14 protein-coding genes are annotated in these 13,506 nt (G+C 65.9%); 9 read left to right on the top strand and 5 right to left on the bottom strand.

Annotation, left to right across the window (positions count from 1 at the left end):
• Window position 1: 1 nt before the first annotated feature.
• Window positions 2-595 carry a LysE family translocator gene (locus tag BLQ71_RS15635; protein ID WP_074622378.1) on the bottom strand — a complete coding sequence of 198 codons (594 nt, stop codon included), beginning with the start codon at window positions 593-595 and terminating at the stop codon, window positions 2-4.
• 72 nt (window positions 596-667) lie between these two features.
• Between BLQ71_RS15635 and BLQ71_RS15640 the strand changes: the two genes are divergently transcribed.
• The gene (locus tag BLQ71_RS15640; protein ID WP_074622379.1) at window positions 668-1,120 is read left to right on the top strand and encodes an Lrp/AsnC family transcriptional regulator; all 453 of its coding nucleotides are present in this window, start codon (window positions 668-670) and stop codon (window positions 1,118-1,120) included.
• A gap of 73 nt (window positions 1,121-1,193) precedes the next feature.
• Complete coding sequence (locus tag BLQ71_RS15645) at window positions 1,194-1,988, top strand: hypothetical protein (RefSeq protein ID WP_074622380.1); 795 nt, start codon at window positions 1,194-1,196, stop codon at window positions 1,986-1,988.
• Window positions 1,989-2,022: 34 nt separating this feature from the next.
• Here the strand turns inward: BLQ71_RS15645 and BLQ71_RS15650 are convergent, their stop codons facing one another.
• Window positions 2,023-2,982: an L-malyl-CoA/beta-methylmalyl-CoA lyase gene (locus BLQ71_RS15650; RefSeq protein ID WP_043142122.1), complete on the bottom strand. Its 960-nt coding sequence runs from the start codon at window positions 2,980-2,982 to the stop codon at window positions 2,023-2,025.
• A 241-nt stretch (window positions 2,983-3,223) separates the two neighbouring features.
• On the opposite strand from BLQ71_RS15650, the gene dgcN reads away from it, so the two are divergent.
• The 4 genes from dgcN to BLQ71_RS15670 all read left to right on the top strand — a co-directional run bounded on the left by dgcN (window position 3,224) and on the right by BLQ71_RS15670 (window position 8,499).
• A complete protein-coding gene (gene dgcN / locus BLQ71_RS15655; protein WP_043142583.1) occupies window positions 3,224-4,225 on the top strand; it encodes an N-acetyltransferase DgcN in 1,002 nt (333 codons plus the stop codon).
• 161 nt (window positions 4,226-4,386) lie between these two features.
• On the top strand, window positions 4,387-5,352 hold the full coding sequence (gene dgcA, locus BLQ71_RS15660; protein WP_043142119.1) for an N-acetyl-D-Glu racemase DgcA: 966 nt from the start codon (window positions 4,387-4,389) through the stop codon (window positions 5,350-5,352).
• Between the two features lie 95 nt (window positions 5,353-5,447).
• Window positions 5,448-6,311 carry a D-amino-acid transaminase gene (locus tag BLQ71_RS15665; RefSeq protein WP_043142116.1) on the top strand — a complete coding sequence of 288 codons (864 nt, stop codon included), beginning with the start codon at window positions 5,448-5,450 and terminating at the stop codon, window positions 6,309-6,311.
• Between the two features lie 4 nt (window positions 6,312-6,315).
• Window positions 6,316-8,499 (top strand): OmpA family protein, encoded by a 2,184-nt coding sequence (locus BLQ71_RS15670; protein ID WP_074622381.1) that lies wholly within the window; start codon window positions 6,316-6,318, stop codon window positions 8,497-8,499.
• Window positions 8,500-8,508: 9 nt separating this feature from the next.
• Here the strand turns inward: BLQ71_RS15670 and BLQ71_RS15675 are convergent, their stop codons facing one another.
• Together BLQ71_RS15675 and BLQ71_RS15680 are read right to left on the bottom strand one after the other, a co-directional pair.
• Window positions 8,509-9,717: a TIGR03862 family flavoprotein gene (locus tag BLQ71_RS15675; RefSeq protein ID WP_074622382.1), complete on the bottom strand. Its 1,209-nt coding sequence runs from the start codon at window positions 9,715-9,717 to the stop codon at window positions 8,509-8,511.
• Window positions 9,714-11,063, bottom strand: a complete 1,350-nt coding sequence (locus tag BLQ71_RS15680) for a mechanosensitive ion channel family protein (RefSeq protein WP_074622383.1) — start codon at window positions 11,061-11,063, stop codon at window positions 9,714-9,716. The genes BLQ71_RS15675 and BLQ71_RS15680 overlap by 4 nt, the downstream gene beginning before the upstream one ends.
• A 70-nt stretch (window positions 11,064-11,133) precedes the next feature.
• Between BLQ71_RS15680 and BLQ71_RS15685 the strand changes: the two genes are divergently transcribed.
• Together BLQ71_RS15685 and ybgC are read left to right on the top strand one after the other, a co-directional pair.
• The gene (locus BLQ71_RS15685) at window positions 11,134-11,436 is read left to right on the top strand and encodes an HNH endonuclease family protein (protein ID WP_074622384.1); all 303 of its coding nucleotides are present in this window, start codon (window positions 11,134-11,136) and stop codon (window positions 11,434-11,436) included.
• Window positions 11,437-11,497: 61 nt separating this feature from the next.
• A complete protein-coding gene (ybgC, locus tag BLQ71_RS15690; RefSeq protein ID WP_074622385.1) occupies window positions 11,498-11,884 on the top strand; it encodes a tol-pal system-associated acyl-CoA thioesterase in 387 nt (128 codons plus the stop codon).
• 6 nt (window positions 11,885-11,890) lie between these two features.
• Here the strand turns inward: ybgC and BLQ71_RS15695 are convergent, their stop codons facing one another.
• Window positions 11,891-12,595 (bottom strand): SDR family NAD(P)-dependent oxidoreductase, encoded by a 705-nt coding sequence (locus tag BLQ71_RS15695; protein WP_074622386.1) that lies wholly within the window; start codon window positions 12,593-12,595, stop codon window positions 11,891-11,893.
• Window positions 12,596-12,807: 212 nt separating this feature from the next.
• On the opposite strand from BLQ71_RS15695, the gene tolQ reads away from it, so the two are divergent.
• Window positions 12,808-13,503: a protein TolQ gene (tolQ, locus tag BLQ71_RS15700; protein WP_043142103.1), complete on the top strand. Its 696-nt coding sequence runs from the start codon at window positions 12,808-12,810 to the stop codon at window positions 13,501-13,503.
• Window positions 13,504-13,506: the final 3 nt, after the last annotated feature.

The raw sequence follows: 13,506 nt of genomic DNA on the forward strand, positions 1-13,506 counted from the left end.
GTCAGCCGAACAGCACCGGCACCATCGCGGCCAGCAGGATCGCTGCCATGCTCCAGTTGAACAGGCGCAGCCGTCCGGGGTGATCCAGCCAGCGGCGCAGACCTGTGCCAAGCACCGTCCAAGTCACGGCCGAGGCGGTGCCGATCACGGCGTAGGTGCCGGAGACCCAGGCCACGGCGACAAGGTCGCGGCTGGCAGCATAGAGCGTGATCGCGCCCAGGGCCATCGACCAGGCCTTGGGGTTGACCCATTGAAAGGCCGCGGCCTGCAAGAAGCTGAGGGGGCGGGCATTGCTGCCCGCTTCGCCCGGTGCTGCCTGGTTGGCGATCTTCCATGCCAGCCAAAGCAGGTACACGACCGAGACGACCTTGAGCAGCGTGTTGGCAAAGGGCCAGATCTCGAAGACCTGCATCACGCCCAGTCCCACCGGCAGGATCATCAGCGGAAACCCGTAGGCGACACCCGCCAGGTGGGGCAGGGTACGGCGCAGGCCGAAGTTCGCCCCCGATGTCATCAGCATCAGGTTGTTCGGACCGGGAGAGAACACGGTGGCGGCGGCAAAAAGCGCGAGGGCAAGGAGTAGGTCAGGTGTCATGGCGCAATATTTGCGGAGATAGCGCGCGATATTATTGCGAAATGCAGCGCTTTCTGTCTATTTCTGCAATTGATGATCGAAATAGACGCCATTGACCGAAATATATTGCGAGAGCTTTCCGCCGACGGGCGGCTGAGCAACCTGGCCCTGGCCGAACGGGTGGGGCTGTCGCCATCGGCCTGCCTGCGCCGCACGCAGGCGCTGGAAAAGACCGGGGTGATCCGGGGCTATCGCGCGGTGCTCAGCGCCGAAAAGCGCGGTATCGGCTTTACCGCCTATATCACCGTCGGCTTGAACCAGCATACCAAGCCGTCGCAACTGGCCTTTGAACAGGCGATGGCGGCGGCGTCCCAGGTGCGCGAGTGTCACAATATCACCGGGCCGGTGGAATATCTGTTGCGGGTCGAGGTGGCGGATCTGGCCGCCTACAAGCATTTCCATACCGACATCCTGGGGGCGTTGCCGCAGGTCCGCACGCTGACGTCCTATGTCGTCATGGGATCGCCCAAGGATGAGCGGGCTTGATCTGTCCCGCAGCATGTCGCGCTCTGGCGGGTCCCGCTAGGGAAAGGACGATCAGGGCAGAACGGGGCAGGGCATGCGGGTACTGATCCATCCGGGCTTTCACAAGACGGGCACCACCAGCCTGCAACGCGGGGCTGACGCACAGCGCGAAACCCTTGCGCCGCGCCTGCGCCTTGTCTTGCCGCATGATATCGAGCCGCTGAACTTCGCTGCGCGGCGTGTCTCAGTGGGGATCAATGCCAATCGCGTTGCGGCGTTTCGCGACGCGGTGGCCGGGTTCGCGCAGCGCGTCGATCCGGAAGATCCGCGCCCGCTGCTTGTCAGTTCGGAACACCTTTGCGGTCTGTTGCCGGGGCGGAAATCCGTCACCACCTATGCAACCGCGCCAGAGCTGCTGGGGCACATGGTCGAGGTCCTGGCACGTCAGGTGCCGGACCTTTCGCTGTCAGTCTGGTTCACAACCCGCGCGCCAGAGGCCTGGCTGAAAAGTCTCTACTGGCAACTCCTGCGCAGCCAGCGGCTGACTGAGGGGCCAGAGCAATTCGCCGAGGGCTTTCGTGATGCGGCAGAGCTGGATGCCATCGTGGCAAGGGTGGCGGAAAGGCTGGGCAGGCAGGCCGAGGTATCTTGCACCCGGTTGGAGGCGTGCGGCACCGATCCGCTTGGACCGCTGGGCGTGGCACTGGACCGGCTTGGCGTGTCGCGTGGTGGACTGTTGCCGCTGGCACGGCAGAACGTGCAGCCGGCAGAGGCAGCGGCGGAATTATTGGCGCTCAACCGGTCTGACCTGGACGATGCGGCGCTGGGTGCGGCCAAGACGGCCCTGTTGAAACGGCTGCGCAAGGCGGGTCAGACCCGGGCAGGGTAGGGTCGGGCCAGAAGGCCCGGCCCGGCCCGTCAGGTCAGTTGGCGGCGATCATCTCGGCCTGGCGGACGATCACCTCGGCCTGCTTGATCGAGGCGATATCGACAAGACGGCCCTTGTAGACGGTGGCGCCTTCGCCGTTTGCCTTGGCCGTTTCCATCGCCGCGAGGATCTCACGCGCTTCGTTCACGGCCTCATCGGTGGGGGTGAAGACCTCGTTGGACAGGGCCACCTGTTTCGGGTGGATCGCCCATTTGCCGACCATGCCCAGGGTGGCCGAGCGCAGCGCCTGGGCGCGGAACCCCTCGTCATCGCTGAAGTCGCCGAAGGGCCCGTCCACGGGCAAAACGCCATGTGTACGGCAGGCGGCCACGATCGCGGCCTGGGCCCAGTGCCAGGGGTCTGACCAATGCTTTTGCCCGTCGTGGATCATGTAGTAGTTTTCCTGCGTGCCACCGATGCCGGTGGTCGCCATGCCCATCGAGGCGGCAAAATCGGCGGCGCCGAGGCTCATGGCCTCTAGGCGCGGCGAGGCGGCGGCGATCTCCTCGACATGGGCGATGCCGGCAGCGCTTTCGATGATGACCTCGAACTTGATCGGCTTGGTCCGGCCCTTGGCGCGTTCCACCGCCGTCACCAGCGCATCGACGGCATAGATGTCCGCCGCGCAGCCGACCTTGGGGATCATGATCTGGTCGAGCCGCTCGGACGCCTGTTCCAGCAGGTCCACGACGTCGCGGTACCAATAGGGCGTGTCCAGCCCGTTGATCCGGACCGACAGGGTCTTGTTGCCCCAGTCGACCTCGCCGATGGCCTTGATGACATTGGCGCGGGCGCTGTCCTTGTCGGTGGGGGCCACCGAGTCCTCTAGGTCGAGGTTGATGACATCGGCCGCCGATCCTGCCATCTTTTCAAAGATCGCCGGGCGCGAGCCGGGGCCGAACAACTGGCAGCGGTTGGGGCGGGCCGGGGCGGCAGGCTGGATGCGGAAGGACATGGGGCAGGGCCTTTCGGTCAGAAAATTGCGTATACCTTGGTGTACGGGTTATAAAACTGCGTGAGCCTCCGCAAGCAAATTTCGCTGCAGAGCGGCATTCCCAATCAGCTGCACGATTCTTCGGCAAATTGCTCAGGTCACGCAAGAAACGTCGAAGAAATCTGTAAATCAGCGCAGGAACGCAAGGCAGTTCGGCAGGCGTTCTGGCATGGTCGGGCAAATTCTGATTTCGGAGGCGTCCATGATCGAGACACCCTATCTGCTGTTTCTGGGCGATGCGCCCGACCCGCTGGCGGCCAAGGTGGCCCAGGGAATCCGCGACTGGCGGCCGGAAAACTGTGTCGGACAGTTCCGGCTGGACGGATGCAAGGCCGACCTGGGCTTGCCCGACATGGATCTGGCAGCGGCCAAGGCAGCCGGGGCCAAGACGCTGGTGATCGGCGTCGCCAACCGCGGCGGCAAGATCAGCCAGACCTGGAAAAAGGTCCTGGTCGAGGCGCTGGAGGAAGGCTTCGACCTGGCCTCGGGGCTGCACAACCTGCTGCGGGACGAGCCCGATCTCAAGGCCGTGGCAGAGGCCACGGGCCGTGCCCTGCACGACGTGCGGGTGCCCGAGGTCGACTATCCGATCGCGGATGGCAAGAAACGAACCGGCAAGCGCGTGTTGGCCGTGGGCACCGATTGCTCGGTGGGCAAGATGTACACCACGCTGGCGCTGGACAAGGCGATGCGCGACCGGGGCATGAAATCGACCTTCCGGGCGACCGGCCAGACCGGCATCCTGATCACCGGCGACGGCGTGCCGCTGGACGCGGTTGTGGCGGATTTCATGGCCGGCAGCATCGAATGGCTGACGCCGGACAACGACCCCGACCATTGGGACGTGATCGAAGGGCAGGGGAGCCTGTTCCACGTCTCGTTCAGCGGCGTGACGCTGGCGTTGATCCACGGTGGTCAGCCCGACGCGCTGATCCTGTGCCACGAGCCGACGCGGACCCACATGCGGGGGCTGCCGGACTATGGTCTTCCCTCGCTGGAAGAGGTGCGGGATCTGTCGATGTCGCTGGCAAAGGTCGCTAATCCCGGCTGCCAGGTGGTCGGTGTGTCGATCAACACGCAGCACATGGGCGAGGCGGAGGCGGTGCGCTATTGCGAAGAGGTCGAGGCGCGCCTTGGTCTGCCCACGGTGGACCCGTTCCGGCACGGTGCCGACCGGCTGGCCGAGGCTCTGGCCGCGCTCTGACAACGGGCGGTCCGGCCCCTGGCCGGACGCTGTTTCGCGCTTTGCGCGAAAGACGCCCCGCCCGCCGTCCCTTGGGGCGCATCATTCGGTGCGCCGCGCTGGGGAAGGTCGGTTGCGGACGTGGGGTATTTACACCAAGAAGAAGCACAGGGAGGACGGGCATGACGATCACTGTTTCACGAGACGTGTTCCGGCTGGCCGAGGCCTTTACCATTTCGCGTGGCAGCCGAACCGAGGCGCAGGTGCTGACCGTGCGGGTCTCGCGCGGCAAGGTCATGGGCTGGGGGGAATGCGTGCCCTATGCCCGCTACGATGAAACGCTGGACACGGTGACCGCCGAGATCGGAACCCTGCCCGCGGGGATTTCCCGCATGGCACTGCAAGAGGCTCTGCCCGCAGGGGCGGCGCGCAACGCGATGGATTGCGCGCTTTGGGACCTGGAGGCCAAGGCCGCCGGGCAACGGGTGTGGGAACTGGCCGGTCTGGCGAGGCCGGGACCGGAAATCACCGCCTATACCCTGTCGCTGGACACGCCCGAGAACATGGAAGCGGCGGCGCGCAAACATGCAGCGCGGCCCCTGCTCAAGATCAAGCTGGGCACGCCTGATGACATGCCCCGGCTGGAGGCGGTGCGCCGCGGAGCGCCGGATGCCAGGATCATCGTCGATGCCAACGAGGGCTGGAGCGCCGAGGTCTACGCCGACCTTGCGCCGCACCTGGTGCGGCTGGGTGTGGCGCTTGTCGAACAGCCGTTGCCGGCCGGCGAGGACGAGGCGCTGATCGGCATGGAGCGCCCGGTGCCTGTCTGTGCCGATGAAAGCTGTCATGACCGCGCCTCGCTGCCCGCGCTCAAGGGCAAGTATGACGTGGTGAACATCAAGCTGGACAAGACCGGCGGCCTGACCGAGGCGCTGGCCCTGCGCGATGCGGCACTGGCCGAGGGCTATGATGTCATGGTGGGCTGCATGGTCGGTTCGTCCCTGGCAATGGCGCCGGCCGTGCTGCTGGCCCAGGGGGCGCTTGTCACGGACCTGGACGGGCCTTTGTTGCTGGCGGAGGACCGTGAAGTGCCGCTGAAATTCGATGCCGAGGGCGTGCACCCGCCCGTGGCCGCGCTCTGGGGTTGAGACGGCATGCCGCCGCTGCCCCCGGGGGCGGAGGCTTGCAGCCCGCAGGCGCCCTGCCTACAAGACGCTGGACACCGCTTTCAAGGATCACGCCCATGACCCGTACCGTTTATGTGAACGGAGATTTCCTGCCTGAACACGAGGCCAAGGTCTCTATCTTCGACCGGGCCTTTCTCATGGCCGATGGCGTTTACGAGGTCACCTCGGTGCTGGGGGGCAAGCTGATCGATTTCGACGGCCACGCGAAACGCCTGCAGCGGTCGCTGGACGAGCTGGAGATGCGCAGCCCCGTCACCCCCGAGGAACTGTTGCAGATCCACCGCGACCTTGTGGAGAAGAACGGGATCGTGGACGGGCTGGTCTATCTGCAGATCACGCGGGGCGCCCCGGACGACCGCGACTTCGTCTTCCCCGACCCCGAGACGACCGTGCCGACCATCGTCCTGTTCACCCAGAACAAGCCCGGCCTGGCGGAAAGCCCCGCAGCCAAGACCGGCATCAAGGTGATCTCAATCGAGGATGCCCGCTGGGGCCGCCGCGACATCAAGACGGTGCAACTACTGTATCCCTCGATGGGCAAGATGATGGCCAAGAAGGCCGGTGCCGACGACGCCTGGATGGTCGAGGACGGTTTCGTGACCGAAGGCACCTCGAACAACGCCTATTTCATCAAGGGCAACAAGATCGTCACCCGCGCCTTGTCCAACGACATCCTGCACGGCATCACCCGTGCCGCCGTCCTGCGGTTTGCCCGCGAGGCGCAGATGGAGGTCGAAGAGCGCAACTTCACGATCGAGGAAGCACAAGGCGCCGATGAGGCCTTCATCACCTCGGCCTCGACCTTCGTGATGCCGGTGGTCGAGATCGACGGCGTGGCGCTGGGCGATGGGACGCCGGGACAGCGCGCCCTGCGCCTGCGCGAGATCTACCTGGACGAGAGTCGCAAGGCCGCGATCTGATCCGATGACGGCCAAGGCGCTTGTCGAAGCCATCGGCGCGCTGGTCATCTTCCTGACCCTGGCGGGGCTTGGCCTGTTCCAGGTGCCCAGCGACGAGCCGACCATCGAGGCTGGGCTGCGCGCGCAGGCGACGGCGCTTTTGGCCGAGTATCCCGATCCGCCTGCGCTGACGGTTCAGGGACGGGTGATCACGGTCGAAGGGCTGGTCCAGAGCAACGCGGACCGGCGCGCCATTGAACGCGCGCTGCGCGGCATCGACGGTGTCGAAGAGGTGCGTGCCCGCCTGGAGGTTCTGCCTCGGGTCGGACGCTTCACCTATGGCCTGCGCAAGGACGACAAGGGGGTGCGGCTGAACGGTCATGTCACCGCAGCCACCACCGCCGAGGCGCTGGGGCGGATCAATGGCGCACCGGTCACGGACCTTCAGGTGGCACGCGGTGCGCCAATTGCCGACTGGGACAAGGCGCTGCTGGTGCTTTCCGAAAGTGCGGCCTTGCTGGACCGAGCAGTGGTCACTGTCTCTGGAACAAGTGGCACGATCCGGGGAGAGGCGCTCTGGCCTGCCGAGGCGCGGGCAGTGGCGGCACGGCTCGACACGCTGCCCAAGGGCCTGTCGATCAAGCGAGAGATTGGCGTGCGTGACGATGGCGCGCCTTTCCTTCTGGTGGCCGAACGCCACCCGCGCCGCGGCGTGTCGCTGCGGGGCAAACTGCCGCCAGGCCTGAACGTGCAGGTCCTGACGGGCGCGTTTGACAGCGTGCAGGACAATGCGCTGGTCAACGGGCCGGTCGATCCGGAGTTGCCGGACCTCGGGCGGGTCATGACAGGCGCGGTCAAGGTCCTAGGCGCGGCGGAACAGGGGGTGGCGTTGGTGACGCCAGGTGCCGTGGTGCTGACCACCTTGAGCGGGGGGGCAGAGATGGACAAGGCCCTGGCGGCCCTGCGCGCGGCCCTGCCAGCCAGCTACCGTCTGGACGTGTCGCAACTGCCCGAGGCGCCTCCGCAACCTTTCTGGCTGCAGTTTGACCGGGTGAACGGTGCGGTCACCGCCAGCGGGGTTCTGCCGGACGGCATCCCGTTCGAGGGGGTGGCCAAGGCACTGGGCGCCGACGTCTCGCGCCTGTCGCAGTCGCCTTACCCGGACACGGCTGGCTGGGCTGCCAGCATTGCGGCGGTACAGGAGGCCTTTGATGAGGTGATCGAGGGAAAGCTCCTGTTGGAGGAGGCCTCCATCACGCTGGACGCGGTTCTTGCCGATCCCGACAGTGCCGCAAGGGTCGAGACGCTGCTTGCGGCCTTGCCGCAGGGCGCTGACCTGCGCAGCCGTGTCGAGTTGCAGGACGATGGCCGCGATCCGGATGCGACCCTGATCTATCATCCCGAGACCGGGCTGTCGCTTGGCGGTGTATTGCCCGTCGATCTGGATGCGGCCACGATTGCCGGGCTGTTGGGGCTGCCGCCTGTCGGTGGCACCCTGCAGCAGGATAGGGATACCGCGCTGCCGGGCGCCGCGCCCTTGTTGAAGGCCGTCGAACCCTGGCTAGGAGAGGCGGAAACACTGACCATCACGCTTGCGCTGGGGCAGCTCTCTGTCGAGGCTGTCCTCTCTCCCGGCGTCGACCTGGAGCAGATCGAGGCGGCGACCCGCGCGGCTCTGGGACCGAATGACAGCCTGACGCTGTCGTTGCTGCAAGACTACCCGCCCGCCGACACGCGGCGGCAGAACATCGCCCTGGGGGCGGAGCAGGTTTTTCTGGCGGGCTATTGGCTACCGCTGCTGGAGTTCGCGCCCTCGGTGGCCGAATGCGCCCGCCAGAGCCGCCTGGCCGAAAGCGATGAACCGGTGCGGTTTCTCTCGGGAGAGACACGGCTGGACGCGCGGTCGATCCGGGGCGTGAACGCGCTTTCGGCGGTGGCACGGGTCTGCGTGGGGCAGGGCGGGCTGACCCTGCGCGTCGAGGGGCATACAGACAATTTCGGTGCCGAGGGCGTCAACCGGATGCTGAGCCGCCTGCGGGCCGAAGTCGTGGCGAAAGAGATCGCCAAGCGTGGGGTGCCTGTCGCCGCGATGGAGGTGCTGGGCTATGGTCCTGACCGGCCGGTGGCCGACAATGCCACGCCGGAGGGGCGGGCGCTGAACCGTCGTATCTCGCTGGCCTGGTCGACGCCGGGTCAGTCGATCCAGTAGGGCGTCTCCTCAGCGATCCCGATTGCGCACAGGTTGCGCGGCCAGCCAGTCCGCCGCGTGGCGCCCGGCCCAGAGGCCGGTGGCCAGGCAGCCGGTCAGCAGGTAGCCGCCCGTGGGCGCCTCCCAGTCCAGCATCTCGCCGGCGCAGAAAGTGCCGGGCAGGTCACGCAGCATCAACCCGCTGTCCAGCGCCGCGAAAGGGACGCCGCCGGCGGTCGAAATCGCCTCGTCCATCGGCCTGGGGGTTGCCCCCTGCAGAACCAGAGACTTGACGATCCTGGCCAGTGCCTGCGGATCATCCGGCAGCGGGCGCGCATATTCCATCAACAGGGCCTGCGCGGCGGCTGTCAGGCCCAAGGCCTTGCGCAGGGCGTTGGCACGGCTTTGCTTGCCCCGCGGACGGGACAGCCGTGCCGTCAGCGAGGCGAGATCCATGTCCGGCTTCAGGTCGATCTGCAGGGTGTGGCCGGTCCGTAGCGCAGGTGTCAGCGGATAGATGCCTCCACCTTCCAATCCGCGGGCCGAGATCACCACCTCGCCCCGGCTGGTCATGTCCCCGGCGGTGAGCGTGATGTTTTTCAGCGGTTCGCCGAAGTGCCGTTTCATGTGATCGGACCAGTCCACCGCCAGCCCGACATTGGAGGGCGCAAAGGGCGTGACCGGCAGGCCGGCGTGCCGGAAATGCCCGGCCCAGACCCCGTCCGAGCCCAGCCGCGCCCAACTGGCACCGCCGAGGGCCAGAACGGTGATGTCGGGATACTCGGTCCGTGGCCCCTCGGGCGTGTCGAAACACAGCCCGCCGTCCGTGTCCCAGCCCACCCAGCGCCAGCGGGTCCGCACCTCCAGCCCCAGGGCATCCAGCCGGGCCAGCCAGGCGCGCAGCAGGGGAGAGGCTTTCATGACCTCGGGAAACAGCCGCAGGGTCGATCCGGTAAAGGTCTTCTGGCCCAGTCCCTCGGCCCAGGCCGCGACCTCGCCGGGGCCAAAGGCGCCAATCATCGGCGCGAGGTGCGCCGCCGCCGCGCCATAGGCGGCCAGAAAACGGCCCGGTTCTTCCATCCTGGTCAGGTTCAGCCCCGACTTGCCGGCCATCAGCAGCTTGCGTGCCAACGAGGGTTTGGCCTCGACCAGGGTCACCGACCGGCCTGCGCTCAGCAGGGCGTCGGCGGCCATGAGCCCGGCAGGCCCTCCGCCGATCACAAGCGCCTGTCCCGTCACGCCTCCTGCGCCTCGGGCGCGGGGCTTTCGGTCGGGTGCTGCAATTCGATGACACGATGTGGGTAGGGGATCTCGATGTCGTGGTCCTTGAGCGCGTTCCAGATCAGGAACAACACGTCAGAGGTATATTTGTTCGCCCCGTCGTCGATCCCGTTGACCCAGAATTCGACCGCGAAATCCACGCCTGAATCGCCAAAGCCGCGCAGCTCGCAATCCGGAGGATAAGGCGTGTCCAGCACGCCGGGATGCTTGGCCACCGCTGCCTCGACGATGTCGGGGACCAGGTTGATGTCGGTCTTGTAGCTGACCGAAAACGGCGCCTCGTAGCGGTTGGCGCTGCCCTGGTCGGAATAGTTGATGACGCGGGTGGTGATGAAATCCTCGTTCGGGACGACGATCCAACGGCCATCGTAGGTTTCCAGGATCATCGCCCGAGCGGTTGTCTTGACGATGGTCCCGGCCTCGCCGCTGTCCAGTTCGACATAATCGCCCACCGTGGCCTGCCCTTCCAACAGCAGGATGATGCCCGAGATGTAGTTCGAGGCGATCTTTTGCAGGCCGAGGCCAAGGCCGACGCCGATGGCACCGCCCAGAACCGCCAGCGAGGTCAGCGGGATGCCGACGATGTTCATCAGCAGCAGGAAGGCCAGGCCGAAGATGCTGAACTCGGCGGCCTTGGCGGCCAGCTGCCTGGTGGCGGGGCGCATGTCCTCCTGCTTGTGGATATAGGCGCCGGTCTGGTCGTTGGACCAGCGACCCAGCCAGAACAGGATCGACCCGGCGATGATGCCCCGGATCACCGACATCAAGGTGAACTCGATGTTGCCCAGGCTGACCGTCAGCTCGTTCAGGCGTTCCGTGGCCACGTCCAGCAGGCCGACGGCATAAAGCGCCATGACCGGCAGCAGGATCATCCGTCCCAACACCTTGAGGAAACCGTCCTGCACGATCTCGCGCACAAGGATTCGCGCGGCGAGAAGCAGGAAGACACGCTTGCCGAAGGCGATCACCGCGCCCGAGTTGAAGATCGCCCTGGTCAGGCTCTCGCCGATGCCGGTAAATGCCCAGGCCAGGAGGGGCAGCAGCAGCGGCACGAAGATCAGCAGGAACCGCCGTGTCGAGGCCAGCAGGGACTGGCGAGAGGCCTCTGGCGTCAGGACGCGGGTTAGCCAGGGCCTCAGCCGGCGGGTTAGCAGCCAGGCCAGCAGAAAGGCGGCGGCCAGCAGCCCGAACTGTGACCAGGCGGCGGGCGAGACCAGCCATTCATGCGCGATCTCCCAACCCTGCAGGACATAGGCATAGGCCTGCTTCACGATCTCGGGCTGGTTGGTCAGGTCGAAATCCATTTGGCTTGATCCTTGGCGTCGTCGTCACATTCTCTTGCCCAATGCCAGTACCGGCCACAAGGGGAGCGATTTGGGACAGGGATCAGAACCGATTTGTCCGTTGTGCCTGCGCCGCATTCCGCCGGATGCCCGGCAGAGCCTGCACCACCTCGTGCCAAGGCTGAAGGGCGGCAAGGGCGGGCCGGTCGTCCTGTTGCACCAGATCTGTCACAGCGAGATCCACGCCCGGTTCACCGAGGCCGAGCTGGCGCGCGAACTGAACACGGTCGAAAAACTGCGCGCGCATCCCGACATGGCGAAATTCCTCGCCTGGGTCGCCAAGCGGCCGCCGACCTTTCACAGCCGCAGCGCCGGTGGACGGCGCAAGCGCTGAGACGGGGTTGCCCGTGCCGGGTGCCGCGCCTAGGGTCGCGCTGCCAGGAAGGAGCCCGCCCATGCATCGTTTCCCGATCCGCGTCTACTATGAAGACACCGACATGGCGGGGATCGTCTACCACGCCAACTACCTGAAATTCATCGAACGTGCGCGCAGCGACTGGGTCAAGCAGCAGGGCCTGGACCAGAACGCCATGCGCGAGGATGACGGTATCGTCTTTGTCGTGCGGCGGATCGAGGCGGATTACCTGATGACTGCGAAATACGACGATGCGCTTGAGGTGCGGACAGCGGTCAAGAGCATGACCGGCGTGCGCCTGGTGATGTCGCAAGAGGTCGTGCGGGGCGAAGAGGTGATCTTTCGGGCCGAGGTGACGGCGGTCTGTGTCACGCGTGAAGGCCAGCCGGCGCGCTTGCCTGTGGCATTGCGTCAGCAGGTGCACTGAGCCGTCCTACCAGGTTTCGCCGAAAGGGCGCAGGTCGATTTCGAAGGTCCAGGCCGAGCGGTCCTGTCGGGCAAGCATCAAAGCGGTGGCGGCGATCCTGTCGGGCTGGATGAAGAAATCGTCCGGTTTCCCCTTGGCAAAATCCGACCGTGTATCGGCGGTATCTATGACCCCGTCGATCAGGATATAGGCCACATGCACTCCCTTTGGGCCCAGCTGCTTGGCCAGTGACTGCGCAAGGACGCGTTGCGCCGCCTTGGTCGGGGCAAAGGCCGTGGTCCAGTCGCGCCCGCGCAGCGCTGCGGTGGCGCCGGAAACGATGATCGTGCCCGAGCCGCGTGCCGCCATTTTGCAGCCCAGCGTACGGGCGACGGTATAAAGCCCAAGCGTCCCGACCCGCCAGCTTTGCTCGAACTGGTTTTCGTCCAGATCGTCGAGCGTGCCGAACATGGCGAGATCGGCATTGTAGATCAGCACATCGGGTGGGCCGTGGTCGCGGGTTGCGTCGTCCAGGGCCTGCGTCAGCACCGTGGGATCGGCGGCGTCGCAAGCTAAGGCCGAGACCGTGGCGCCGGGCTGGGCGCGTCCCTCGGACCGCGCGCCTGACCGGCTGAGCAGGGCGAGATCATGGCCCGCTTCCATGAAGCATTGGGCATAGGCAGCGCCAAGGCCCGGTCCGTGCCCGATAATGAGGCAGAGCGGGCGGGGCATGAAACCTCCTGATTGGATCTGATCCCGACTGTAACACTTTCGGCAGCCAAGCCAAATCGAACTCTCGGGGGCTTGTGCCCGGCATGGAACCGCCCATTTGCATGTGCAGAGGCGGTACAGTGCCAATGTGTTGGCCTTTCCCCTGCAAATCGGGTAGAAATCGCTGTAATCAGAGCCCCGGCCACAGGGGCCGACAGGAAATGAGCAGGTCTATGGAAGCAGGAACGCTTGCCCTCGCCTCGGAGATCGATTTCTCCTTCTGGGGTCTTTTCATGCGCGCGACGCTGACGGTCAAACTCGTCATGCTGTTGCTGATGGTCGCCTCGGTATGGGCCTGGGCGATCATCATCGAGAAATTCGTCAGCTACCGCCGTGCCCGGCGTGAGGCGACGCGGTTCGACCGGGCCTTCTGGTCCGGGGAGCCACTGGACGAGCTGTTCGAACAGCTTGGCCCGGAACCTTCGGGGAGGTCGGAACGCGTCTTTGCCGCGGGGATGATGGAATGGCGCCGCAGCCACCGCGAGGACGGCGGGCTGATCGCCAATGCGCAAAGCCGGATCGACAGGTCGATGGATGTCGCCATCCAGAAAGAGGCGGACCAGTTGCAGCGTGGTCTGCCGGTGCTGGCCACCGTCGGCTCGACCGCGCCTTTCATCGGGTTGTTCGGCACCGTCTTCGGGATCATGCACTCCTTCATCCAGATTGCCGAACAGCAGAACACATCGCTGGTGGTGGTCGCGCCCGGTATCGCCGAGGCGCTGCTGGCCACGGGCCTGGGCCTGCTGGCAGCCATTCCGGCGGTTGTCTTCTACAACAAGTTCTCTGCCGACGCGGACCGGATCGTGGGCAACTACGAGGCTTTCGCCGACGAATTCGCCACCATCCTCTCGCGCCAGCTGGATTCCTGAGCG

The organism is Antarctobacter albus, from assembly GCF_900101505.1.
Taxonomy (GTDB): Bacteria; Pseudomonadota; Alphaproteobacteria; order Rhodobacterales; family Rhodobacteraceae; genus Antarctobacter; species Antarctobacter albus.

Excerpts from the sequence above, each read along its gene's own strand:
- tolQ (WP_043142103.1), top strand. The coding sequence starts at position 12,808 with ATGGAAGCAGGAACGCTTGCCCTCGCCTCGGAGATCGATTTCTCCTTC.
- BLQ71_RS15665 (WP_043142116.1), top strand. The coding sequence starts at position 5,448 with ATGACCCGTACCGTTTATGTGAACGGAGATTTCCTGCCTGAACACGAG.
- dgcN (WP_043142583.1), top strand. The coding sequence starts at position 3,224 with ATGATCGAGACACCCTATCTGCTGTTTCTGGGCGATGCGCCCGACCCG.
- BLQ71_RS15635 (WP_074622378.1), bottom strand. The coding sequence starts at position 595 with ATGACACCTGACCTACTCCTTGCCCTCGCGCTTTTTGCCGCCGCCACC.
- BLQ71_RS15640 (WP_074622379.1), top strand. The coding sequence starts at position 668 with ATGATCGAAATAGACGCCATTGACCGAAATATATTGCGAGAGCTTTCC.
- ybgC (WP_074622385.1), top strand. The coding sequence starts at position 11,498 with ATGCATCGTTTCCCGATCCGCGTCTACTATGAAGACACCGACATGGCG.
- BLQ71_RS15670 (WP_074622381.1), top strand. The coding sequence starts at position 6,316 with ATGACGGCCAAGGCGCTTGTCGAAGCCATCGGCGCGCTGGTCATCTTC.
- BLQ71_RS15680 (WP_074622383.1), bottom strand. The coding sequence starts at position 11,063 with ATGGATTTCGACCTGACCAACCAGCCCGAGATCGTGAAGCAGGCCTAT.
- BLQ71_RS15695 (WP_074622386.1), bottom strand. The coding sequence starts at position 12,595 with ATGCCCCGCCCGCTCTGCCTCATTATCGGGCACGGACCGGGCCTTGGC.
- dgcA (WP_043142119.1), top strand. The coding sequence starts at position 4,387 with ATGACGATCACTGTTTCACGAGACGTGTTCCGGCTGGCCGAGGCCTTT.
- BLQ71_RS15645 (WP_074622380.1), top strand. The coding sequence starts at position 1,194 with ATGCGGGTACTGATCCATCCGGGCTTTCACAAGACGGGCACCACCAGC.
- BLQ71_RS15650 (WP_043142122.1), bottom strand. The coding sequence starts at position 2,982 with ATGTCCTTCCGCATCCAGCCTGCCGCCCCGGCCCGCCCCAACCGCTGC.